Below are 22,525 nucleotides of genomic sequence, written 5' to 3'. Positions count from 1 at the left end.
GCCTAGCCCTTCGCGCCGGCCTGGTTGGCGGACTGGATGAGCTGCGCAGGAGTGCTCTTGCCGGCCAGCATGTCGACGACGGCGACGTTGAGCGCGTTGCCGACGTTCTGCCCGAGGACGGTGTCGAGCCACTGCGAGACGTACGGAGCCTTGTTGTAGGCCTCGAGGATCTGCTGGAGGTAGGGCTCCGTGACCTCCTTCTGCGCGACCGTGTTCACGGGCGGCGAGTTGTAGGCCTTGTAGTACGCGATCTGCTGATCGTTCGAGGCGACGAAGTTGAGGAAGTCGGCGCACTCCTTCGGAGCCTTGGCCGAGCACGAGTACCCGTCGACACCGCCCATGATCGAACCGGGCTGGCCCTTTCCGCCGGAGACCTCCGGGAAGGGGTACCAGGCGAGGTCGGGGAGCGGCTTCTGGTCGGGCGTCAGCGACGCGATCACGCCGGGATCCCACGCGCCCATGAGCTCGCCGGCAGCCTTGTGGTTGGCGACGAGACCTGCGGAGCTGCCTGCGCCCTGCTGGGCGGAGGTGGTGAGGAAGCCGTCGTTGAACGGCTTGGTCGCGGCGAAGTCGTTGACATCCTTGGCGGCCTTCAGCCAGCACGGGTCGCTGAAGTTCTTCGAGTCGCCGGTCTTCTCCATGACCGACGGCGCGCACTCGCGTAGCGCGAACCAGTAGAACCAGTGCGCGGCAGGCCACGCATCCTTCGCTCCGAGAGCGAGAGGAGCGACGCCCGATGCCTTCAGCTTGGCGTTGGCGGCCTCGAACTCGTCGACCGTGGTCGGGAGCGCAGTGACCCCGGCCTTGTCGTAGAGGTCCTTGCTGTAGAAGATGCCACCGGGCAGCACCGACAGCGGCATCGCCCACACCTTGCCCTGATAGGTCTCCGCCTTGAAGGAGCCCGCGGAGATGTTGCTCTTCGCCTCGCCCGCGACCTTGCCGGTCAGGTCCATGAGCTGGCCCGCCTGCACCATCGCCGCCATCTTGCCGCCGCCGCGCTGCAGGAAGATGTCCGGCGGGTCGCCTGCGTTCAGAGACGTCTGGAGCTTGCCGTCCAGGTCCTCGTTCTGGATCGACTGCATCTTGATCGTGACGTTCGGGTTCTTCTTCTCGAACGCCGAGATGGCGTCCTTCCAGAACTGCTGACCGGGACCGGTCGTGGAGTTCTGCCACAGCGTCATCTCGACCTTGCCGTTGGTGCTCTGACTCGAGCCGGCCGCACTGCAGCCGGCGAGCGCCAGGGCACCGACGACGAGCGCGGCAGAACCCGCGAGGATCCTGTTGACTTTCATGTGATTCCCGTTCTCTTCTTTGAGGAGCACCTCTGCTCCGGGGTGCGGTGTTCCGCGCGAGGGGGATCGCGCACATGCTGGGACGGCGGTCCAAGCTGTAAAAGTATGCGCCGACAACAAATGTGTGTCAAACGTTTTCGAAAACGGTTTCCAACCGTTATGCTTTCGAAATCATGAAGCACCGCCCGACCATCAACGACGTCGCCGCCGCCGCCGGCGTCTCGGTCTCGACCGTCTCGAAGGCGGTGAACGGCCGCTACGGCGTGTCGAGCGAGACGCTCGACCGGGTGCTCGCCGTCGTCGACGAACTCGGCTACGAGTCCAGCCTCATCGCCAGCAGCATGCGCTCGCGCACGACCGGTGTGATCGGGGTGCTCGTGGCGGATTTCGAGCCCTTCAGCGCGGAGATCCTCAAAGGCGTCGGTCAGGCGCTGCGGCACTCGCGCCATGATCTGCTCGCCTACTCGGGCTCCCACGGCTCCGCGGACGGGTGGGAGCGCCGCTCCCTCTCCCGGCTGAGCGGGACGCTGATCGACGGCGCGATCATGGTGACCCCGACGGTGGTGGATGCGGGCACCGAGGTGCCGGTGGTGGCGATCGATCCGCACACGGGCCCCGCCGATCTGCCGACGGTCGAGTGCGACAGCTTCGGAGGCGCCCTGCAGGCGACGCGTCACCTCATCGAGCTCGGACACACCCGCATCGGCTTCATCGCGGGCCGGCCGGATCTGCGCTCGTCGATCGCTCGGGATGCGGGGTACCGCCGCGCCCTGACGGAGGCCGGACTGGCCGTCGACCCGATGCTCGTCGGATCGGGCAGCTATCGCGAGGACACGGTGCGCGAAGCGGCCCTCGAGATGCTCGGTCGTGTCGACCGCCCGTCGGCGATCTTCGCGGCCAACGACATCACGGCGATGGAGATCATGCGCGTGGCCGCCGAGCTCGGGCTCGACGTTCCCGGAGACCTGTCGATCATCGGCTTCGACGACATCCCCGAGGCATCGAAATCGATCCCGGCGCTGTCGACCGTGCGCCAGCCGATGCAGACGCTGGGCGCCGAGGCCGCCCGCCTGCTGCTCGCGCTCATGCGCGGCGAGACGCCGGAGGCCACGCACATCACGCTGCCGACGCGACTGGTTCCCCGCGCGACGACCGCACCGCCGCGCGCGGGCGCGGCCGCCGCGCGCTGATCGCTATGCCGCGGGTGCCGTGGTGGACGCGCGGACGACGAGCTCCGGTGCGCTCGGCATGCCGTCCGGCTCGTCGCCCATCGCCGCGGCGACGCAGCGCCGCGCCTCCCCGGTGATGTCGAGACGCACGGTGGTGAGCGCCGGCCGGTAGTACGCGGCATCCGGGTTGTCGTCGAAGCCGGTGATGCTGACGTCGCCCGGAACACTGAGCCCGCGCTCCGCGAGCCCCGCGATCAGACCGAGCGCCATCTGGTCGTTCGCCACCGCGATGGCCGTCGGACCATCGGGTGCGCGCACGGCCGCGGCGATCTCGCTCGCGCGGGAGGCGGCATCCCTCGCCGACCAGTCGCCCGACCAGTGCGGACCGGCGAGGAGACCAGCGGCGGCGAGGCCGGCGTCGTGACCGGCGGCGCGGGCGCGCTCCTCGATCCAATCCGCCGGGCCGCCGAGGCGTGCGATGCGCGTGTGGCCGAGCGAGGCGAGGTGCGCGACCGCGAGCGCGGCGCCTTCGGACTGGCGGGCCGCGCCCGGTCCGTCGTGCATCGCGACGAGCGGGACACCGGGACTGCGCGCCGCGAGCGCCTCGAGCGTGCGTGCGTGCGGCGCGACGACGACCACACCGTCGACGCCCTGACCGAGCACGTGGGTGAGCGCGTCGTCGACGGCGGCCGCATCATCCGCCTGCGCGTACGCGGTCGCCACCCACCTCCCCCGCTCACGCGCGGCGAGCGCGAGCGCGGCGATGGCGAAGGCCGGACCGAACAGCGTCGAGTCGGATGCGATCACCCCGAGGGTCCGCGTGCTGTTGGTGCCGAGCGTGCGCGCGGCGTTGTTCACGCGGTAGCCGAGCTCCTCCATCGCGACCTCGACCTTGCGGCGGGTGTCGTCGCGGATGTGCGGGTAGTCGTTGATGACCCGCGACACCGTCTGCGTCGACACTCCCGCGGCCTGCGCGACGTCCCGCACCCCGACGCGGCCCGAGTGCTGCCGTGGCTTCGTCATGCGTCCTCCGCTGAACACGGTAGCGCCGCGGGAACGGCGGCCTGCGCACGCCGGCGTGTCACCACCACCAGGAGCGACCGCGCAGCAGGTCACCGAAGTCCTCGGGCGAGCCTCGCCACGCCTGCCGCGAGCCGAGGTAGCTGTCGACGACGGCCCGCCCGAGGTCGTCGAGCTCGGGCGCCACGACCTGGCCATGCGCGCGCTGAGCCAGGGCGTCCATGAACCGGGCGAGACCGGGGTCCTCGCCGAGCCGGAAGAACGTCGTCTGCGTGCCGAGTCGCTGCACGTTGTCGAGCTCGCGGACCGTGATGGCGACCGTGCGGGGGTCCGGCGGGTAGGCGAAGGCCACCTCCCCGTCCGACTCGAGGTGCGCCGTGGGCTCACCGTCCGTGACGATCAGCAGCACGGGCTGCGCGGCCGGATTCCGGCGGAAGTGCCGTTGTGCGAGCAGCAGGGCGTGGTGGAGGTTCGTGCCCTTGTCCCACACGGCATCCCTCGCCGTCAGCTGCTCGATGTCCATCACCTCGGCGTAGCGCGAGAACGCGATGAGCTGCAGGTTGTCGCCGCGGAAGCGGCTCGAGATGAGGTGGTGCAGCGCGAGCGCGGTGCGCTTCATCGGCACCCAGCGGCCGTCCATCGCCATCGAGAACGACGTGTCGACGAGCAGGGCGACCGCAGCCGTCGTTCGCTGCTCGGTCTCCACGACCTCGACGTCCCGCGTGTCCAGGTGCACGCCGGCGGAGGCGTCTCCCCCGTCGGCGACCGTGCGCAGGACGGCGTTCGACACCGTGCGCGGGATGTCCCACGGCTCGGTGTCGCCGAAGGCCCACTCGCGGGTCGAGCCGGTGCGATCGCCCGCGGCGCCCGCCTGGCGGGTGTCGCGCTGGCCGGTGCGCCCGGACTGCTGGGTCGCGATGTCCCGCAGCAGCGCGCGGCCGAGCTGGCGCATCGCGCGCGGTGTGAGCCGCAGCGCGCCGTCGGATGCGCGCTGGATCATGCCGGTGTCCTTCAGCTCCTGCTCGAGGTCGCGCAGCGCGCGGGCGCTGATCCCCGCATCCTCGCCGATGAGGCGCGCGAGCGCATCGAGGTCGATGTCGTCCATGCGCGCGCCGGGGTAGTTCTGCGACAGCTGGTCGCTCAGCGAGTCGAGATCGGAGAGATCCTGCATCACGCCGGTCGCCTCTCCGAGACCGGCGGGCTCATCACCCGAGAAGGATGCCGAGCCCGTCCAGTCCTCGCCGGGGCGCAGCGAGCGCAGGTTGTCGTCGAGTCGCGAAAGCCCTTGCATGAGCTCCGGCGAGCCGAAGGCCTGGGCTGCGAGGTTCATGAGCTCCTCGCGCTGCTCGGGCGACATGGAGTTCAGCATGCGCTGCGCGGCCGCCGAGCGCTCGGCGAGGGTGTCCATGAGCTCGTCGAGGTTCTGCGGATTCTCGGGGAACTGGTTCCCGTGCTTGCGCATGAACTCGTCGAAGTCCTCCTGCGTGTCCTCCCCCATCCGGCGCTTCTCCAGGAGGTCGTTGAGGTCGTTCAGCATGTCGCGGATGGCTTGGCGGTCGTCATCCGTCGCGTTCTCGAGGGCGTTCTTCATGCCGGCGAATCGCTGGTCCAGCAGCTCGCGGCCGAGCAGCTCCTTGATGCGCTCGTAGTCGGCGCGCGCCGCCGGGCTTCTCCACTCGTAGTCGGCGAGGTCGTTGACGGCCGCCGCCGTGCTCGGCGGCAGGTTGTCCATGCGCATCTCGGCGAACGCGCGGGCGTCCTCGTCCATGTCGACGTCGGTCGCGAGGCGCTTGCGCTCCTCGAGCACCGCGTGGTCGAGGAGCGCGCGGATCTCCTCGAGCGTGCCGTCGAGGCGGTGGCGGCGCAGCAGCTCCGAGCGCCGCTCGCGCACACGCCGGGCGAGGTCGTCGAGACCCTCCCGGTTGCGGTCGCCGCGGCGGAGGTACTCGCGCATCGCGCGCTCGGCGGATGTGCCCGACATCACCTCGGCGCCGATCGCCTCGAGCGCGGCCTGCACCGGAACGGGCGGCTCGAGCGGATCCCCGCCCGAGTACCTGCCGTAGCGCGAGGTGTGCTGCGGCGCACGGTGGAAGCCGCGGACCATCAGACCGCCTCACTCCTGCCGGGGGCGACCGGCATCCCGTCATCCATAGACCGTCTCCCCCGCCGCGCTGTCCTTGCCGATCCGACGGTCGAGGTAGAGCGCCTCGAGCAGCAGTTCGAGAGCGCCGGCGCGCTCGCCCGCCGTGGCGGCGTCCAGCCGCTGGGCGACCATGTCGTAGAGGTCGGATTCGCCGAGCACGGGCATCGCCTCGAGCACATCGGCCGCCGGCACCTGCTCGCCGGTCATGACGGTCGCGCCGTTGCGGACGGCCTCCACGAGCAGGCGCGTGTCGAGCCCCGCCAGGTGCGCCCGCGCCGTCTCGGCGACCGCCGTGCGCAGCAGGTGCTCGAGGATCGCGCGTTCGCGCCCCTCCTCGCCGGTCTCGAACTCGATCTTGCCGCCGAGGACGTCGACGGCGGTCTCGAGGTCCACCGGGCGTGCGACCGCGATCTGCTCGTGCTGCCGTGTCGCGCGGTGCAGCGCGGCCGCGGCGATCGTCTCGGCGCCGGCGATCGCGAAGCGTGCGGAGACGCCCGCGCGCTGGTCGACCGCATCCGACTCCCGCAGATTGCGGGTGAACCGGGCGAGGATCTCGAGAAGGTGGTCGGGAACCTGCGCGACGAGCTCCGCCTCCTGGCGGATGACCGCGATCTCCTCGTCGATCGTCTGCGGGTAGTGGGTCCGGATCTCCGCGCCGAAGCGGTCCTGCAGCGGCGTGATGATGCGACCGCGGTTCGTGTAGTCCTCGGGATTCGCGGTCGCGACGATGAGCACGTCGAGGTCGAGGCGCAGCACGTAGCCGCGGATCTGGATGTCGCGCTCCTCCATGACGTTCAGCAGCGACACCTGGATGCGCTCGGCGAGGTCGGGCAGCTCGTTGATGGCGACGATGCCGCGGTGGCTGCGCGGCACGAGCCCGAAGTGGATCGTCTCGGGGTCGCCGAGCGACCGCCCCTCCGCGACCCGGATCGGGTCGACGTCGCCGATGAGGTCGGCGACCGACGTGTCGGGGGTCGCCAGCTTCTCGGCGTACCGCTCGCTGCGGTGGCGCCACGCGACCGGCAAGTCGTCGCCCAGCTCGGCGGCGCGACGGAGCGAGGCGGGCGTGATCGGATGGAACGGATGCTCGCCGAGCTCGGAGCCCTCGATGACCGGGGACCACTCGTCGAGCAGGCCGACGAGACTGCGCAGGAGCCGGGTCTTGCCCTGGCCGCGCTCGCCGAGGAGCACGATGTCGTGGCCGGCCAGGAGCGCTCGCTCGAGCTGCGGGATGACGGTCGTGTCGAAGCCGTGGATGCCGGGCCACGGGTCGCTTCCCTCGGCGAGCGCGGCGAGGAGGTTCTCGCGGAGTTCGACGCGCAGAGGGCGATGCGTGTGCCCCGAGGCACGCAACTGTCCGGTCGTGGTGATCGCGGGAGGCGGCGTTGTCATGTCCAGAGGCTAAGACGCCTGGGACCCGCTGTGGGCCGGATCGGCGACATCCGTCCCGATTTCACCGCGCCGTGATCGCACCCGCCGCACACGGGAGGGACCCGCGGTCGCGGGTCCCTCCCGTGCCGACGGCGCTCAGCTCGCGACGACCTCGAATCCCGCGGCAAGCAGCACCTCTGCGCGGGACGACGGTCCGACGAGCATCTCGAACGCTCCCGGCTCCACCAGCCGGGTGCCTGCGGCGTCGACGATCGTGCACTCGGCGACCGGCAGCTCGATGCGCACTCGGGCCGAGGCGCCCGGCGCGAGATCCACCTGACGGTAGGCCTTCAGCTCCTTGTCGGCCCAGCTGACGCTCGTGACCGCGTCGCGCACGTAGACCTGCACGGTCTCGCGGACCGGGCGCTCGCCCGTGTTCCGCACGGTGACCTCGGCGATGACGGTGCCCCCGATGTCGAGCGTCGTGTCCGCGAGGGTCAGGTCGGCATACTCCACGGTCGTGTACGAGCGCCCCTCGCCGAAGGCCCACGCCGGCGCCATCGTGAGGTCGGCGTAACGGTCGCCGTGCTGCCCTCGGATCTGGTTGTAATACGTCGGCTGCTGGCCGACATGACGCGCGAACGAGATCGGCAGGCGTCCGGAGGGCTCGACGCGTCCGGCGAGGATCTCCGCGATGGCCTGCCCACCCCGCATGCCGGGGCTCGCGACCCAGATCACGGCGGCGGCCTTCGCCACCGAGGGCGGCAGCACGAGCGGCTTGGACGCGAGCAGCACGACGACGACCGGCTTCCCGGTCGCGATCACGGCGTCCAGGAGCGCGACCTGACCGCCGATCAGTTCGAGCGTCGCCGTGGAGCGGCCCTCGCCGACGAGCTCGATGCGGTCTCCGACGACCGCGACGACGACATCGCTCGCCCGTGCCGCGACCACGGCTTCATCGAGAAGCTCCTCGTCGGGCGCACACGGCACGACGATCGGCGGCCGAGGCTGCCCGTCGGGGAACGCGGCGCCGCGCGGGTCGTCCTCGAGGGTGAGGATGTCGGCGCCCCGCGCGTGCTGCACGCTCCAGCCCTCGATCCCCGACAGGCCGTCGAGCACGGTCGTGATCATCTCGCGCGGCTGGCCGTCGAGCCATCCGGCCTGACCCGATCCACCCGCCCAGTCGCCGAGCTGGGTCTGCGCGTCATCGGCGAGCGGACCGACCAGAGCGACCCGCAGCGGCGCGGAGTCTGCGAGCGGCAGGGTCCCGTCGTTCTCCAGGAGCACGATCGAGCGGCGCGCGATCTCGAGATTGAGCCGGGCGTGCTCGGCGCTGCCGACCACGGTGTCGAAGTCCGGGCGAGGAAGCCGCGGGTCCTCGAACAGACCGAGATCGAACTTGAGCCGCAGGATGCGTGCCACGGCGTCGTCGAACGCATCCTCGGCGAGCAGCCCGCGGGCGACCGCATCCAGCGCGCCCTCGTAGAAGAGCGGCGTGCTCATGACCATGTCGTTGCCCGCCTTCACGGCGGCAGCCGCGGCATGCGCGTAGTCGGGCTGCACCCGCTGCTCCCAGACCATGCGGCCGACGTTGTCCCAGTCGGTGATCAGCGTGCCGGTGTAGCCCCATTCGCCGCGCAGCACGTCGCTCAGCAGCCAGTCGTTGACCGTGATCGGCACGCCGTCCGTCGTCTGGTAGCCGAGCATGAACGTGCGGCAGCCCTCGCGGGCGACCCGCTCGAACGGCGGCAGGAACCAGCTGCGGAGCTTGCGCCGCGAGATGTCGGCCTCGCTCGCGTCACGCCCGCCCTGGGTCTCCGAGTATCCGGCGAAGTGCTTCGCCGTCGCCAGGATCGCCGTCGGGTCGTCGAGACCCTCTCCCTGGTAGCCGCGCACCATGGCGCTCGCGAACTCGCCGATGAGGAACGGGTCCTCGCCGAACGTCTCGTCGATCCGTCCCCAGCGCAGGTCGCGGGCGACGCACAGGACGGGCGAGAAGGTCCAGTGCACGCCTGTCGCGGACACCTCTTGCGCGGTGGCACGGGCGATGCGCTCGATCAGCGCGGCGTCCCACGACGCGGCCATTCCGAGCTGAGTGGGGTAGATCGTCGCACCGGGCCAGAAGGAGTGCCCGTGGATGCAGTCCTCGCCGACGAGCAGCGGGATCCGCAGGCGGGTCTGGGCTGTCAGCGCGTTCGCCTCGACGATCCGCTCCGGAGAGGTGTGCAGGATCGAGCCGACGTGGCGTCGCAGGACGACGTCGCTCAGGTCGTCGCGGGCGTCGAGCTGGAGCATCTGCCCCACCTTCTCCTCGACGCTCATGCGTGCGAGGAGGTCGGCGACGCGCTCTTCGGTCGTGAGCTGCGGGTCCTGGTACGGAAGGGGGATCGTGTGCGTGGGCGCGGCGCTCCCGAGCATCTGCGCCGAGGTCATGCGGTGGGGCCGCCGTCCGACGACGTTCCGGCGATCGCCGCGGTGGGTGAGGCCGCAGGCGACGGGGTGCGCACCTGGGTGACGGCGGCGTTCGCGTTCAGACCCTTTCGCTTCATCGCCCGCGCGCGCTCACCGGCGGAGCGCAGACGGGGGTTCACGTACTCATCGATGCCGAAGTTGATCAGCGCCAGCGACACTCCGAGGAGCGCGATGCACAGTCCCGCGGGCACGTACCACCACCAGTAGTCGGGGAACGCGCTGTTCTGCTGCGCCCAGAACAAGATGGTGCCCCAGTTCAGGTTCGACACCGGGATGACGCCGATGAACGCCAGGGTCGTGAGCCCCAGCACGGCGGCGGTCATGGTCCCGACGAAGCTCGAGGCGATGATCGCCATGAGGTTCGGCAGCATCTCGACCAGGATGATGCGGTGCAGCGGCTCTCCGTTGGCCCGCGCGGCCTGGATGAAGTCACGGTTGCGCAGCGACATCGTCTGCGCCCGCAGCACGCGCGCACCCCAGGCCCATCCGGTGAGCCCCAGGACGGCCGCGATGACGATGAGCGGCGGGTCCTGGAACTGCGACGCGATGATGATCATCAGCGGCAGCGCGGGCAGCACCAGGAACACGTTCGACAGCGCCGACAGCGACTCGCTCCTCCACCCGCGCAGGTAGCCCGCGGTGACGCCGACGATGATCGCCACGATCGTGGCCATGATCGTCGCGAGGAATCCGACCACGAGCACGCCGCGCGTTCCGTAGACGATCTGGCTGAAGACGTCCTCGCCGATGTGTGTGGTGCCGAGCGGATGCTGGAACGACGGCGGCTGCAGCGTCTGGTCCAGATGCTGCGCGGTCGGATCGTACGGCGCGATCAGCGGGGCGAAGAGGGCGACCAGCACGAAGATCCCGAGGATGATGAGGCCTGCCGCCGACTTGCGGTTGCTGAACATCGCCAGGGACGCGGAGAGCTGGCTCCAGAACGTCTTCTTCTTCTTCTTCGCGACGGATGTCGTCTCTGCAGGAGAGCTCGTGTTCATTTCAGGCCTCCGTCTGACGGGTGCGGGGGTCGAGGATCGCGTAGGCGATGTCGGCGATGATGTTCGCGATCAGCACCGCCAGGACGAGGACGAGGAAGATGCCCTGCATCAGGGCGTAGTCCTTCGCACTGGTCGCACTGAGCAGCAGCAGCCCGATGCCGGGGTAGGAGAACACCATCTCCATGACGATCGTGCCGCCGACGATGAAGCCGAGCGCGAGGGCGAAGCTCTGGATCTGCGGCAGCACGGCGTTTCGGGCCGCGTAGCGCCAGAGGACACGACTGTTCGGCATCCCCTTCGCCTGGGCGACGGTGATGTAGTCCTCATCGAGGACCGTGAGCATCATGTTGCGCATGCCCAGCACCCAGCCTCCGATCGAGGCGATCACGATCGTGACCATCGGCAGCGCGGCGTGCGAGAGCACCTGGGAGATGAAGTCGGCATTCCATCCCGGGTCCACGCCCACCTCGTAGGCGTGCCCTGCCGGGAACCAGCCGAGCAGCGTCGAGAAGATCGCGATGAAGATCAGGCCGAGCCAGAAGTAGGGCACGGTGCCCATGAAGGTCGTGATCGGCACGAGCGCATCCAGGCGTCCGCCGCGGCGCCAGCCGACCACCGCACCGACTACGGTGCCGACGAGGAACGAGACGACGGTGGCGAATCCGACGAGCCCGAGGGTCCAGGGCAGCGCGGCGGCGATCGCCTCGCTGACCGGGGCCATTCCGGTCGAGATCGAGGTGCCGAGGTCGCCGTGCAGCAGCATCCCCCAGTAGTCGAGGTACTGCCGCCACAGGGGCACCGAGGTGTCGAGGCCGAAGAGGGCCCGCAGAGCCTTCTCCGCCTGCGGCTGCAGCTGGCCCTGACTGCGGGCCATGTACGCGTCGACCGCATCCCCCTTCATCATCCGCGGGATGAAGAAGTTGATCGTGATCGCGGCCCAGGCGGTGAACACGTAGAAGGCCACGCGGCCGCCCATGAAGCGCCAGGGCACGCGGATTCCGCCGCGCTCCGCCCGGGTCGCGGTGGTCCCGACGAGGGTCGGGTCCCCGGGAGCCGCGGTCGCCGAGACCTGCGCGGCGCGCGTCGGATCGGCCGCGTCGGGGCTCGGCACGGCCGCGCCCGGGTTCGGCACCGCCGCGTCGGGGTTCGGTGTCTCAGCGCTGCGCCGGCTGATGGGCGTGGACGTGTCGGCGCTCATCGCACACCTCCGGTGGTCTGTGCCGGCACGGTGGAGAAGAACTCCTCAGGGTCCGGCGAGGCGGCGCGCAACTCCCGGGTGTACGGGTCGCGCGGATCGAGGATGACGTCGTCGGCGGCGCCGTGCTCGACGACCCTGCCCTGGTTGAGCACCATGATCTCGTCGCTGAAGTGGCGTGCCGTGGCGAGATCGTGCGTGATGTAGAGGACGCCGAGGCCCTCCTCGCGCTGCAGATCGGCGAGCAGGTTCAGGACGCCCAGACGGATCGACACGTCCAGCATCGACACCGGCTCGTCCGCCACGAGGAGAGCGGGGCGGGATGCGAGTGCCCGGGCGATCGCGACGCGCTGACGCTGTCCGCCGGACAGCTCGTGCGGGCGCCGCTCGATCACGGCATCCGCATCGAGCCGCACCCGCTGCAGCAGGCGCCGCACCTCGTCGTCGACCTCCTTGCGGGGCACGACCTTGTCCAGTCGCAGCGGACGCTCGATGTGATGGCGGATCGAGTGGTAGGGGTTCAGCGAGGCGAACGGGTCCTGGAAGACCATGCGCAGCTGCTGACGGTACTTCCGCAGCCCCCTGCCGCCGCGCGGGATGGGGACACCGTCGAGCAGCACCTCGCCGCGGGTGGGGACCTCCAGCTGCGTGAGGATCTTCGCGATCGTCGACTTTCCGCTGCCGGACTGGCCGACCAGCCCGATCGTCTGACGCGAGCTGAGCGTGAAGCTCACATCGTCCAGGGCCTTGATCTGACCGGAGCCGCGGACGTTGTAGATCTTGGTGACGTTCTTGAACTCGAGAGTCGTCATCGCACGACCACCCCTCTCTCACCGGTCAGGCGCGGGAACGAGCCGAGGAGGCTCCGCGTGTATTCGTGCTGGGGGTCGGTCCAGATCTCGTCCGCGGTGGCCAGCTCCACGATCGCGCCGTCGCGCATGACGGCGATGCGGTCGCTGATCTCGAGAAGGAGCGGAAGGTCGTGGGTGATGAACACCACGGAGAATCCGAATTCGTGCCGGAGCTGGGAGATCTGCTTGAGGATCTCGCGCTGCACGAGCACGTCGAGCGCGGTCGTCGGCTCGTCCATGATCATCAGCTGCGGGCGGAGCGCGAGCGCCATGGCGATCATGACCCGCTGGCGCATGCCGCCGGAGAGCTCGTGGGGGTACGAGCGCACGCGCTGGCCGCCGACCTTCACGATCTCGAGCAGCTCGATCACCGCGGCCTTGCGCTCCGCGCGGTTCATCCGGGGGCGGTGGACGCGGAACACGTCATCCAGCTGAGCGCCGATCGTCGCCACCGGGTTGAGGGCGTTCATCGCCCCCTGGAAGACCATCGAGATCTTGTCCCAGCGAAAGCGGCGCATCCCCTCTGCGTCGAGGGCATGGACGTCGATGTCCTCGCCGCTCTCGTCGTGGAAGACGACGCTTCCGCTCGTGATGACCGCCGGCGGCTTGAGCAGTCGCTGCACTCCGTAGGCGAGGGTGGTCTTCCCACTCCCGCTCTCGCCGGCGAGTCCGAGGATCTCGCCCCGTTTGATGTCGATGGTGACGTGCGTGACCGCCTCGACGGGCGGATCCACGTCGTACACGACCGAGAAGTCGTGCACAGAGAGAAGGGAATCAGTCATTCGGCACCGCTTTCAGGCTCGCAGCGCACGGCGAGGGTGGACGGGGTCGGGTGCCCCGTCCACCCCCGCTGTGCGGGGTTCTACTGGACCGGCTTCAGCTTCATCAGCACCTGGACGGCCGACGGCTGCGTCGGGTCGGCGGTCGCATACTGGTCGCTCTCACTCGGCCAGCCGGTGTACTTCCGGGTGTTGTACTCGGCCAGCTGCGGGTGGGTGCCGATCGCGATCGCCGGGACGTCGTCGACGAAGATCTTCTCGATCTTGTTGAGCGCGTCGGTGCGCGTCGCCTCGTCGGACGCCTGCGCGTACTCCTTCAGCAGCGCGGTTGCTTCCGGGTTGTTGTAGCGCCCGAAGTTGTCGGACACCTTGCCGCCGGAGGCCTGCTCGAGGTAGGCGCCGTTCATGACGTCGTCGTAGATGTGCCACGGGTTCGAGCCCGAGCCCGACCAGTGCAGCGCCGCGTCGAAGCTGCCCGTGGCCATGTTCGTGAACCAGGTGTCGGCGTCGGGCGTGGCGACCTTCGCGTCGGCGCCGAGGGTCGTCTTGATCTGCGTCGCGACGAGCTGGATGCCGGTGACGTAGTCGTTCCACCCCTGCGGGTCCTGCAGCGTGAAGGAGACGGGCTTGCCGGACGGATCCATCAGGGCGCCGTCCTTCCAGGTGTAGCCCGCGTCGGTGAGGACCTTCTTCGCGCCGGCGACGTCGACCGTGAAGTTCTGGTCCTTGTGCTCGGCAGAGATGTACTGGTCACCCGTCGGCTGCGGGATGCCGGTGACGTTCTTCAGCTCGGGACCGGCGTTGCTGCGCGCCTTCTCGGCGTGCGCCTTGCGGTCGACGACCATGTTGACGGCCTTGCGGAACGCGACGTTGTCGAACGGAGCCTTCGTCGTGTTCACCAGGATCATGTCGGGGCTCAGGACGTTGGCGCCCCAGAACACGTTGTGCTTCGGGTCCTTTGCGACGTAGTTCGTCTGGTAGTCGGTGATGAAGATCTGCGCCCAGTCGGTCTCCTTGTTCTGGAGAGCGCGGAGCAGACCGGTGTTGTCGTTGTACTCGAGGTACTTGAGCTGGCCGACGGGGACCTTGCCGCCCCAGTAGTCGGTGCGCGCGCCCAGCACGACGCCCTGTGAGGAGAAGCTCTTGATCTTGTAGGGGCCGGTGCCGACGGCGTTCGTGACCGGGTCCTTCGACGGGTCGGAGAGGCTCTTCCACTGGTGCTCGGGAACGATCACCGTCTGCAGGACATCGCCCTGCTTCACGAACTTCGACTCGCTGAAGGTCATGACGACGTTTCCGCCGTCCTTCTTGATGTCGGAGAGCTTCAGACCGGCGAGATCCAGAGCCGGGGTGTTCTTGATCAGGTTGAACGTGAAGATGATGTCGTCGGCGGTCAAGGGCTTGCCGTCGCTCCACTTCACGCCGTCGCGCGGCGTGACCGTGAGCTGGGTGTAGTCGCTGTTCCACTCCACCTTCGAGGCGAGCCAGGGCGTCGTCTCGTTCTTGCCGACGGGGTTCACGATCGCGAGCGGTTCGTAGATCATCCGGTCGTAGCCCAGCGACATGCCCGAGCCGGTGGTGATGAACGGGTTGTTGATCTGCGTCGAGAGGATGGCGGCGCCGTCCGGCTTCGCGATCGTCAGCGAACCGCCGCCTGCCGCCGACGACGACGAGCCGCCGCTCGATGAGCATCCGGTGAGCGCGACGGTGCTGAGTGCGGCGATCGCGGAGCCCACGATCAGGTACTTCTTGAGCCTCATTGCTTCTCCTTGAGAGGGCACGTCCGTCGTGCCCGTGATGGTGCAGGTGTGCCGGCGGACCGGCGATTACTTACTGGCGAGTCAGTAAGCTGAGGTGAGGTTACTCGATGGTAAGTTCAATGACAAGCCGAGGGGGCGATGCACACGATGAGCACGGGCACGCATACCGGCACTCGCCCTGAGACGGAGCGCAAGCGGACCGAGATCCTGCACGCCGCACTGGAGATCTTCGGCGCCAAGGGCTCCGCGAACGGCACCCTGGCCGACATCGCCGAGCAGGTCGGGATGACGCATGCCGGCGTGCTGCACCACTTCGGCTCCAAGCAGAGGCTGCTTCTCGAGGTGATCGAGTTCCGCGACCGGGACGACGTCGCCGACCTGGCCGAGCGTCACATCCCCGGTGGGCCCGCGCTGTTCGTCCACCTCGTCGGCACCGCCATCCGGAACGCACTGCGCCCCGGGATCGTGCAAGCGTATACGGTGCTTTCCGCGGAATCGGTGACAGACGGGCATGCCGCGCGCGAGTACTTCGAGGATCGGTATCGCACGCTTCGCAGCGACGTGGACGGCGCCTTCCGCGCGCTGTGCGCGCAGGAGGGCGTGAGCGACCCCGCCACCATCGGCAAAGCAGCCGCCGCCATCCTCGCGGTCATGGACGGACTGCAGCTGCAGTGGCTCCTGGACCCCGCGGCTGTCGACCTCGCCGACGCGACCGAGTTCGCCATCCAGGCGATCGTGAACGGCGTGCTGCATCCCGGGCCGACGCTGTCGTCCTACGTTCACGACGCCTGATCCCGGGGCGGGTCCCGCACGGCCTTCCGGCCGAGGCTCTGCAGGTTCGCGGTGATGCGACGATGCGCGTCTGGTCCCCGTCGCGGTCGAGGACTAGGGCCGCGGCGGACGCCGACGCCTCCGGCCTCGCCGAGGCGTCACCGACCGGTGATCGCTGCGCGGATGCGTTCGATCGGGAGCTTCGGAAGCCGCTGCGCCGTGAGCAGTCCGTTCGTCTCCTGGAGCGTGTCGGTCAGCTGCGTGTAGCAGAAGCCCTGCAGGGCGGTGCTCGCGTGGACGGCCGCCATCAGCGCTTCGAATCGTGCGGCGAAGTCCTCGGGGTTCGTCGCCGTCGTGTATCCCCACGCGTCCTCGTGCGCATCGACGTCGAAGGAGATGCCGCCGAACTCCGTCAGCATCATCGGCGCGTCCGAGACATCCCCCGAGAGGATGAGTCGCCGCCCCGCGGGGCCGACCGTGTCGATGAGGTGCTCGATCGCCGCCCGGTCGGCATAGCGCGCGCGGACGACATCCGCGTCGCCCTCGTAGTCGTGGATGGCGACGATGTCGGTGTCGACCTGCTCCCACCCGTCGTTCGACACGACGGGGCGCGTCGGGTCGAGGGCCTTGGTCAGATTGACCAGCGCGCGGGCGAAGCTCTGCATCCGGGTGTCGTGCGAGATGTGCTGCACGCCCCAGCTCTCGTTCAGGGGCACCCACGCGACGATCGAGGGATGCGAGCTGTCGCGCCGGACGATCTCCAGCCACTCCCGGGTGGTCCGCTCGACAGAGGCGGACGAGAACTCGAACGCCGCGGGCGCCTCTCCCCAGACGAGGATGCCGAGGCGATCCGTCCAGTAGAGGAACCGCGGGTCCTCGAACTTCTGGTGGATCCGGGTCGCGTTGAACCCGAGGTCCTTGATCAGCTGCGCCTCGACACGCAGGGCGTCTGCCGAAGGCGCGGCCAGGTGGGTGTCCGGCCAGTACCCCTGGTTGAGCACGGAGCGCAGGTAGTACGGCCGATCGTTGAGCCAGAAGGCCCCGCTTCCCACCCGCACGGTGCGCAGCCCCAGATAGGACGACACCGCATCGTCGCCGACCGTCACCACTGCATCGATCAGGCGAGGATGCTCGGGCGACCACAGGAGTTCTTCGTACCCCTGGCCGTTGCCGAGCGCCGGCACGGGAAGGTGGACGGTCAGCGAGGGACGTGTGGCGACCGTCGAGACATCGGCGAGGACTCGCCCCTCGAACGACAGGCGGACGCGCACGGGCAGGGACCCGTCCGGGACACGCGAGAGATCGATCTGGGCCGTGACCGAGGCAGAGTGCACGTCGGTGACCCAGTGGATCTTCTCCACGGCGACCGCCGGGACCGTCTCCATCCACACCGGCTGCCAGATTCCGGTCGTGCGGTGGTACCAGACGACGTGCGGATGCTCGAGCCAGTCCTGCTTGCCTCGCGGCTGCGCGAGGTCGTGCGGATCATCCTCGACGCGAACGACGAGAGAGTGCGCCTCGCGGCCGACGGCGATGTCGGTGAGATCGACCGAGAACGGGGTATGACCGCCCTCGTGGTATCCGACGACCCGTCCGTTGAGCCATACGGTGGCGCGATAGTCCACCGCACCGAAATGCAGCACGACGCGCCCTGCGTCCTCGAGCAGGCCCAGCGCAGCGAAGTCCTCCGAGCCGATGTCGCGCTGATACCAGGCGACGGCGTGGTGGCCGGTCTCCGCGATGTCCGACGCGGCTGACTCCGGCGGGAACGGCACCACGATCCGGTCGTCGAGCTTCGGTCGCTCGTACCAGCGCTCCGCGAGGCCGCGATCAGCGTCGTCGAATTGGAACGTCCACTCCCCGCTGAGATCGCGCCAGCGATCGCGGACGAGTTGAGGCCGCGGATAGCCCACCGGCGCGTCGTGCACGGCGCTGCGAGTTCGGGAGGTCTGAGACATGCTCCATAGCATGCCGCAAATTTTCAGCGCTGTAAATCTGGAATCGCAGGTGCACTCTCGCGGAACACGAGCCGGTGGGGGACGATCACGTGGCGACCCATGCCGTCATACCCGTCCACGCGCTCGATGAGCATCTCGAGGGCGTGCTCCACGAGGACCCCGATGTCGGGCGCCACGGTCGTGATGCTCGGAAACATCACCGCGCTCAGCGGGATGTCGTCCCAGCCGATGATCGCGATATCTTCGGGCACCCGCATCCCCCGCTCCTGCACCGCGCGCAGCGCGCCGATGGCGGCGAGGTCGTCGCGACAGAAGAGGGCGTCGAACTCACCCCCGGCGTCCAGCCTCTCGCCGACGGCGCGGGCGGCCTCGATCGCGGAGATGGCACCGGACTCGATGAGCAGCCGCGGTGCGACCTCCAGCCCGGCTTCTTCCAGCGCCTGCTGGTATCCCGCGATGCGGAATCGCGAGGTGTTCGTCAGGCCGCTGCGCTCGTGGCCGACGAAACCGATCCGCCGGCGCCCCAGAGCGATCAGATGCGCCGTCGCCTCCCGCGCCGCCGCGACGTTGTCGACCATCACGCGGTCCATCGTGAGGGGAGCGGCGGCCTCACCGAGAAGGACCATGGGAAGGTCTCCGCGATGCTGCGCGATCTCGATGGACGACATGACGCTGGGCTGGAACAGCACGCCGTCGACGAGGCCGGCCTCCGAGCTGGAGACGAGCGCCCGCTCGCCCTCCAGCGTGCCGTCCGTCTCTTCCAGCAGCAGGCGGTAGCCGCTTTTCAGAGCAGCCCGGGAACTCTCTCGCGCCAGTTCCGCGAAGTAGGGCACACCCACATCCGCGAAGGCGAGCGCGATGAGGCCGGTGCGGCCGGTGGCGAGACGTCGACCCATGGCGTTGGGGCGGTAGCCCATGTCGTCGATGGCGAGCTGCACCTTCGCCCGCGTCTTCTCGCTCACGTGCGGACGGTTGCGCACGACGTTCGAGACGGTCTTCATCGAGACGCCCGCACGCAGCGCGACATCCTGAAGGGTGACCCCTGCCATCAGACCTCCCGGCTGTGCGCGATGGTTACACACTATCCAGCCTTCGCCCTTGACACGACCTTTTCTAGCGCTGTAAATTCCGAGCAACTGGTGGTTTGAGTGACCTCGCCTGATCGGCAGGCGAGGAGCGACCCGGACTCAAAGGAGAGCGATCACATGAAGAAGGCGTTCACCAGAGCGCTCGGCATCGCCGCCGCAGTCGCCCTGGGCGTTGCGCTCAGCGGCTGCTCCGGCTCATCGAGCAGCGGCAGCGGGGTGTCCGGCGACAATTACAGCGGCCCGAAGGTCGAGATCTCATTCTGGAACGGATGGACCGGCGGCGCAGCCCCGGTGCTCGTTCCGAAACTGATCGCGAAGTTCAACGCGACGCACAAGAACATCGTCGTGAAGGACGTTCCGCAGGAGTGGGGCGACATCGCCAAGAAGATGCCGCTCGCGATCAAGGCCGGCAAGGGGCCGGATGTCGCCGTCCTGCACGGTGACGATCTCGCGACGTACGCGGCTCAGGGGCTTCTGCTGAAGGCCGACAACATCGTCAAGACGCTCGGCTACTCCGCCGGCGACTTCCCGCAGGGCGTGTTCGAGAAGGGCCGCTACAAGGGTGTGCAATACGCGGTGCCGTGGAGCGTCACCCCCTTGGGTCTCTTCGTCAACAAGACGGTGATGCAGAAGGGCGGCGTCACCGAGATCCCGACGGACAAGACGTCCTACCTCGCCGCGCTCAACGCGCTCAAGGCGGTCGGCGTCCAGGGTGCGTGGGTCGACGGCTACGTCTTCACGGGCACGTTCGAGTTCGAGAGCCTGCTGTGGCAGAACGGCGGCGATCTGTACAACAAGGACGTCACCGAGGCCACCTTCAACTCGGACGCGGGGGTTCAGGCGCTGACCTGGATGTCGGACCTGATCAAGAACGGCTACAGCCCGGCGAACGTCGCCCAGGACGGCGACATCAAGGCGCTGCTCGCGGGGCAGAACGCGTTCAACTGGAACGGCGTCTGGCAGACGACCAACACCGCCTTCGACGGCGTCGACTGGGCTGCCGCGCCGCTGCCGCAGATCGGATCGGAGAAGGCGGTCTGGTCGAGCTCGACGCACTGGGTCTTCCCCGCGAACAGGGGCGAGGACAAGAACAAGACCGCCGCGGCGGCCACGTTCGTGAAGTGGATGAACGACAACTCCAGCGGCTGGGCGGAGACGGGCGAGCTGCCGGCAGCGAACAAGGTCCGCAACGACCCCGCGCTGGTGCAGAAGTACCCGCACCTCAAGCCCTTCATGGAGGAACTCCCCTACGCGCACTACGAGACCGTGTCTCCTGGCATCGCCGAGGCGAACGCGGTGATCACCACGGCGATCAACGAGGCCCTGACCGGGTCCAAGACGCCGAAGGCGGCTCTGGATGACGCGAAGGCGAAGGCCGACGTCATCCTGAAGCAGAACCAGGCGAAGTACGGTGGTTGACATCGTCACCACCACCGCTGCGACTCCCCGGCGCACCCGCGCCGGGGAGTCCGGCGGGACTGCGCCCGTCCGTCGTCGTCACGGTGGGCGTCGGACCCTCGTCGCGTATCTCTTCCTGGCGCCCTTCCTGATCCTCTTCCTGACGTTCGTGGTCGCGCCGGCGATCTTCGGCCTCTGGATCAGCCTCACCGACTGGAGCCCCTTCCGCGACGTCCAGCACTTCATCGGGCTGCAGAACTACATCGACCTCTTCAGCCCCGGCAGCACGACCTCGGCGGACTTCTGGCAGTCCATGGGCGCGACGGCCATCTTCGTCGTCATCTCGGTGCCGTGCCTGATCCTCGTGCCCCTCGGCGTGGCACTCCTGCTCAATCGGAAGATTCGTGCGGCCACGACCTTCCGCACCATCTTCTTCGCGCCGTACGTTCTCGGCGTCGCCGTCATCGGCGTCATCTGGGGCTACATCCTCGACACGCAGTCCGGCGTCCTGAACCACTTCCTGGGTCTCATCGGACTCCCCGACGACATTCCGTGGACCGTGAACGTCCCGTGGGTCTGGGTGACGCTCGTCGGCGTGACCGTCTGGTGGACCATGGGGCTGAACACCGTGATCTTCCTCGCCGGGCTGAAGGGGATCAACACCGATCTCTACGAGGCGGCATCCCTCGATGGCGCGGGCGCCTGGCGCAGCTTCACGGCCGTCACCGTCCCCGGGCTGCGTCCGGTGATGCTGTTCATCACGACGACCACGGTGCTGGCATCCGCCAACATGTTCGGGCAGTCCTACCTGCTGACCAAGGGCGGCCCGGGCAACGCGACCCGCACCGCCATCATGTACATCGCCGATCAGGGTCTGTCGCAGAACAACATGGCACCCGCGGCAGCGATGAGCTACGTGCTCTTCGCCTTCCTCGCGATCATCAGCATCGTCAACTTCCGCCTGCAACGGGAGCGCGTCGAAAGGACCGCCGCATGACCGCCACGGCGATTCCCGCCACCCGTCGCCCCTCGAGGCGGCGCATCGCCGGGACGACGGTGCTCTACATCGTCCTCGGCATCCTGGCCCTCATCATCATCCTGCCCCTGCTCTGGATGCTGATCACCTCGTTCAAGACGGATGCGGACGCCGTCCGCAACCCGTACGGCTGGCCGAGCCCGTTCTCGTTCGACGCCTACCGCACCCTTCTCGCGAGCGACCAGCAGCCGATCTTCCTCTGGCTGTGGAACAGCTTCGCGGCGGCCACGGTCCAGACGATCCTCATCCTCGTGACCGCCTCCATGGGCGCGTATGCGCTGGCGCGGATGGAGTTCGCGGGCAAGAAGGTCGTCTTCGGAGTCATCATCGCGACGCTCCTCGTGCCGCCGGTGGTGTTCCTCATCCCGAACTACCTCATCGTCCAGAACCTGGGCTGGCTGGACTCGATCCTCGCGATCACCGTTCCGGGGGCCGCGGGCGCATTCGGCATCTTCTTCCTCAGGCAGTTCTTCGTCGCGCTGCCCACGGAGATCGAAGAGGCAGCGCGCATCGACGGGGCCGGCGACTTCCGCATCTTCGCGCAGATCGTCCTGCCGCTCGCCCGGCCGGCACTGGCCACGCTCGCGGTGCTCTCGTTCCTGAACAACTGGAACGACTTCCTGTGGCCGGTGTACGTGCTGCTCTCCCCTGAGAACATGACGCTGCCGCCCGGCCTGTCGATGCTCCAGGGCGCGTATCGCACCCACTTCGCGATCGTGATGACGGGCGCCGTGATCGCCTCGGTGCCCGTGCTGGTGCTCTTCGGCATCGCCCAGAAGCAGATCGTCGAATCGGTCGCGGGCGCTGCCGTCAAGGGCTGAGGCGCCCCCGCGACTGCGGCTCGGGGTCTCGGCAAGCCCGGGGGGTTCAGTCTTCCGGTCCGCCTCCCCGCGGACCGTAGACGATGATCGCGGTCACCGGGATCAGCAGGAAGAAGATCCAGCTCCACGCCCAGGAGTTCTGCATCCCGACCAGGAAGAACAGCGCGACGGCCACGAACGGCGACAAGGCCACCAACGTCGTCCCGAGGCGGCCGCCGAGCGGCCGCCTCGGCCGGCTCGCCTCATCATCACGACTCATCGGATCCTCCGCTCCTCGATCTGCCGACCGCACGGGGATGCCGTGACGGCCACCCCCAGCATCCGACGTCGCACCACGATGCGGGAGGGACTTTCGTCACCTCCGCGCACTGCGCGATGCGGATGCGGCGCGCGTCGCGACCTG

18 protein-coding genes are annotated in these 22,525 nt (G+C 68.7%); 5 read left to right on the top strand and 13 right to left on the bottom strand.

The genetic code is table 11. The features are described from left to right. Positions 1-2 precede the first annotated feature (2 nt). Positions 3-1,292, bottom strand: a complete 1,290-nt coding sequence (locus AC0NZN_RS16340; RefSeq protein ID WP_474593379.1) for an ABC transporter substrate-binding protein — start codon at positions 1,290-1,292, stop codon at positions 3-5. A 173-nt stretch (positions 1,293-1,465) separates the two neighbouring features. On the opposite strand from AC0NZN_RS16340, the gene AC0NZN_RS16335 reads away from it, so the two are divergent. Further along, complete coding sequence (locus AC0NZN_RS16335) at positions 1,466-2,482, top strand: LacI family DNA-binding transcriptional regulator (protein WP_474593378.1); 1,017 nt, start codon at positions 1,466-1,468, stop codon at positions 2,480-2,482. Between the two features lie 3 nt (positions 2,483-2,485). Here AC0NZN_RS16335 and AC0NZN_RS16330 read toward each other — a convergent pair whose 3' ends face one another. The 9 genes from AC0NZN_RS16330 to AC0NZN_RS16290 form a co-directional block, all read right to left on the bottom strand. Next, positions 2,486-3,484: a LacI family DNA-binding transcriptional regulator gene (locus tag AC0NZN_RS16330; protein ID WP_474593377.1), complete on the bottom strand. Its 999-nt coding sequence runs from the start codon at positions 3,482-3,484 to the stop codon at positions 2,486-2,488. A 58-nt stretch (positions 3,485-3,542) separates the two neighbouring features. Further along, complete coding sequence (locus AC0NZN_RS16325; protein WP_474593376.1) at positions 3,543-5,585, bottom strand: vWA domain-containing protein; 2,043 nt, start codon at positions 5,583-5,585, stop codon at positions 3,543-3,545. A gap of 39 nt (positions 5,586-5,624) precedes the next feature. Continuing rightward, the gene (locus AC0NZN_RS16320) at positions 5,625-7,016 is read right to left on the bottom strand and encodes a sigma 54-interacting transcriptional regulator (RefSeq protein WP_474593375.1); all 1,392 of its coding nucleotides are present in this window, start codon (positions 7,014-7,016) and stop codon (positions 5,625-5,627) included. A 135-nt stretch (positions 7,017-7,151) separates the two neighbouring features. After that, on the bottom strand, positions 7,152-9,428 hold the full coding sequence (locus AC0NZN_RS16315) for an exo-beta-d-1,3/1,6-glucosidase (RefSeq protein WP_474593374.1): 2,277 nt from the start codon (positions 9,426-9,428) through the stop codon (positions 7,152-7,154). Continuing rightward, positions 9,425-10,465 carry an ABC transporter permease gene (locus tag AC0NZN_RS16310; protein WP_474593373.1) on the bottom strand — a complete coding sequence of 347 codons (1,041 nt, stop codon included), beginning with the start codon at positions 10,463-10,465 and terminating at the stop codon, positions 9,425-9,427. The genes AC0NZN_RS16315 and AC0NZN_RS16310 overlap by 4 nt, the downstream gene beginning before the upstream one ends. A gap of 1 nt (position 10,466) precedes the next feature. Continuing rightward, positions 10,467-11,663: an ABC transporter permease gene (locus tag AC0NZN_RS16305; RefSeq protein ID WP_474593372.1), complete on the bottom strand. Its 1,197-nt coding sequence runs from the start codon at positions 11,661-11,663 to the stop codon at positions 10,467-10,469. Then, positions 11,660-12,472: an ABC transporter ATP-binding protein gene (locus AC0NZN_RS16300; protein ID WP_474593371.1), complete on the bottom strand. Its 813-nt coding sequence runs from the start codon at positions 12,470-12,472 to the stop codon at positions 11,660-11,662. The genes AC0NZN_RS16305 and AC0NZN_RS16300 overlap by 4 nt, the downstream gene beginning before the upstream one ends. Beyond that, entirely contained in the window at positions 12,469-13,293 is an 825-nt protein-coding gene (locus tag AC0NZN_RS16295) for an ABC transporter ATP-binding protein (RefSeq protein ID WP_474593370.1), read from the bottom strand. The genes AC0NZN_RS16300 and AC0NZN_RS16295 overlap by 4 nt, the downstream gene beginning before the upstream one ends. An 80-nt stretch (positions 13,294-13,373) precedes the next feature. Then, on the bottom strand, positions 13,374-15,050 hold the full coding sequence (locus tag AC0NZN_RS16290) for an ABC transporter substrate-binding protein (protein WP_474593369.1): 1,677 nt from the start codon (positions 15,048-15,050) through the stop codon (positions 13,374-13,376). Positions 15,051-15,197: 147 nt separating this feature from the next. Here AC0NZN_RS16290 and AC0NZN_RS16285 point away from each other — a divergent pair, with 147 nt between their 5' ends. Beyond that, positions 15,198-15,842: a TetR/AcrR family transcriptional regulator gene (locus AC0NZN_RS16285; RefSeq protein WP_474593368.1), complete on the top strand. Its 645-nt coding sequence runs from the start codon at positions 15,198-15,200 to the stop codon at positions 15,840-15,842. A 137-nt stretch (positions 15,843-15,979) separates the two neighbouring features. Here AC0NZN_RS16285 and AC0NZN_RS16280 read toward each other — a convergent pair whose 3' ends face one another. After that, complete coding sequence (locus AC0NZN_RS16280; RefSeq protein WP_474593367.1) at positions 15,980-17,779, bottom strand: glycoside hydrolase family 2 protein; 1,800 nt, start codon at positions 17,777-17,779, stop codon at positions 15,980-15,982. A gap of 23 nt (positions 17,780-17,802) precedes the next feature. Continuing rightward, positions 17,803-18,828: a LacI family DNA-binding transcriptional regulator gene (locus tag AC0NZN_RS16275; RefSeq protein ID WP_474593366.1), complete on the bottom strand. Its 1,026-nt coding sequence runs from the start codon at positions 18,826-18,828 to the stop codon at positions 17,803-17,805. A 156-nt stretch (positions 18,829-18,984) separates the two neighbouring features. Between AC0NZN_RS16275 and AC0NZN_RS16270 the strand changes: the two genes are divergently transcribed. Genes AC0NZN_RS16270 through AC0NZN_RS16260 form a run of 3 tightly spaced genes read left to right on the top strand, consistent with a single transcriptional unit; the run spans position 18,985 to position 22,122 of the window. Continuing rightward, positions 18,985-20,286: an ABC transporter substrate-binding protein gene (locus tag AC0NZN_RS16270; RefSeq protein WP_474593365.1), complete on the top strand. Its 1,302-nt coding sequence runs from the start codon at positions 18,985-18,987 to the stop codon at positions 20,284-20,286. Beyond that, positions 20,279-21,262 (top strand): carbohydrate ABC transporter permease, encoded by a 984-nt coding sequence (locus AC0NZN_RS16265; protein WP_474593364.1) that lies wholly within the window; start codon positions 20,279-20,281, stop codon positions 21,260-21,262. Before AC0NZN_RS16270 ends, AC0NZN_RS16265 begins: the two co-directional genes overlap by 8 nt. After that, positions 21,259-22,122 (top strand): carbohydrate ABC transporter permease, encoded by an 864-nt coding sequence (locus tag AC0NZN_RS16260; RefSeq protein ID WP_474593363.1) that lies wholly within the window; start codon positions 21,259-21,261, stop codon positions 22,120-22,122. The genes AC0NZN_RS16265 and AC0NZN_RS16260 overlap by 4 nt, the downstream gene beginning before the upstream one ends. Before the next feature lie 46 nt (positions 22,123-22,168). On the opposite strand, the gene AC0NZN_RS16255 is transcribed toward AC0NZN_RS16260, so the two are convergent. Next, positions 22,169-22,381 (bottom strand): hypothetical protein, encoded by a 213-nt coding sequence (locus AC0NZN_RS16255; RefSeq protein ID WP_474593362.1) that lies wholly within the window; start codon positions 22,379-22,381, stop codon positions 22,169-22,171. Positions 22,382-22,525 lie beyond the last annotated feature (144 nt).

It is taken from the genome of Microbacterium sp. sgz311019, assembly GCF_056135325.1.
This window is presented reverse-complemented; position numbering and strand designations above follow the sequence as displayed.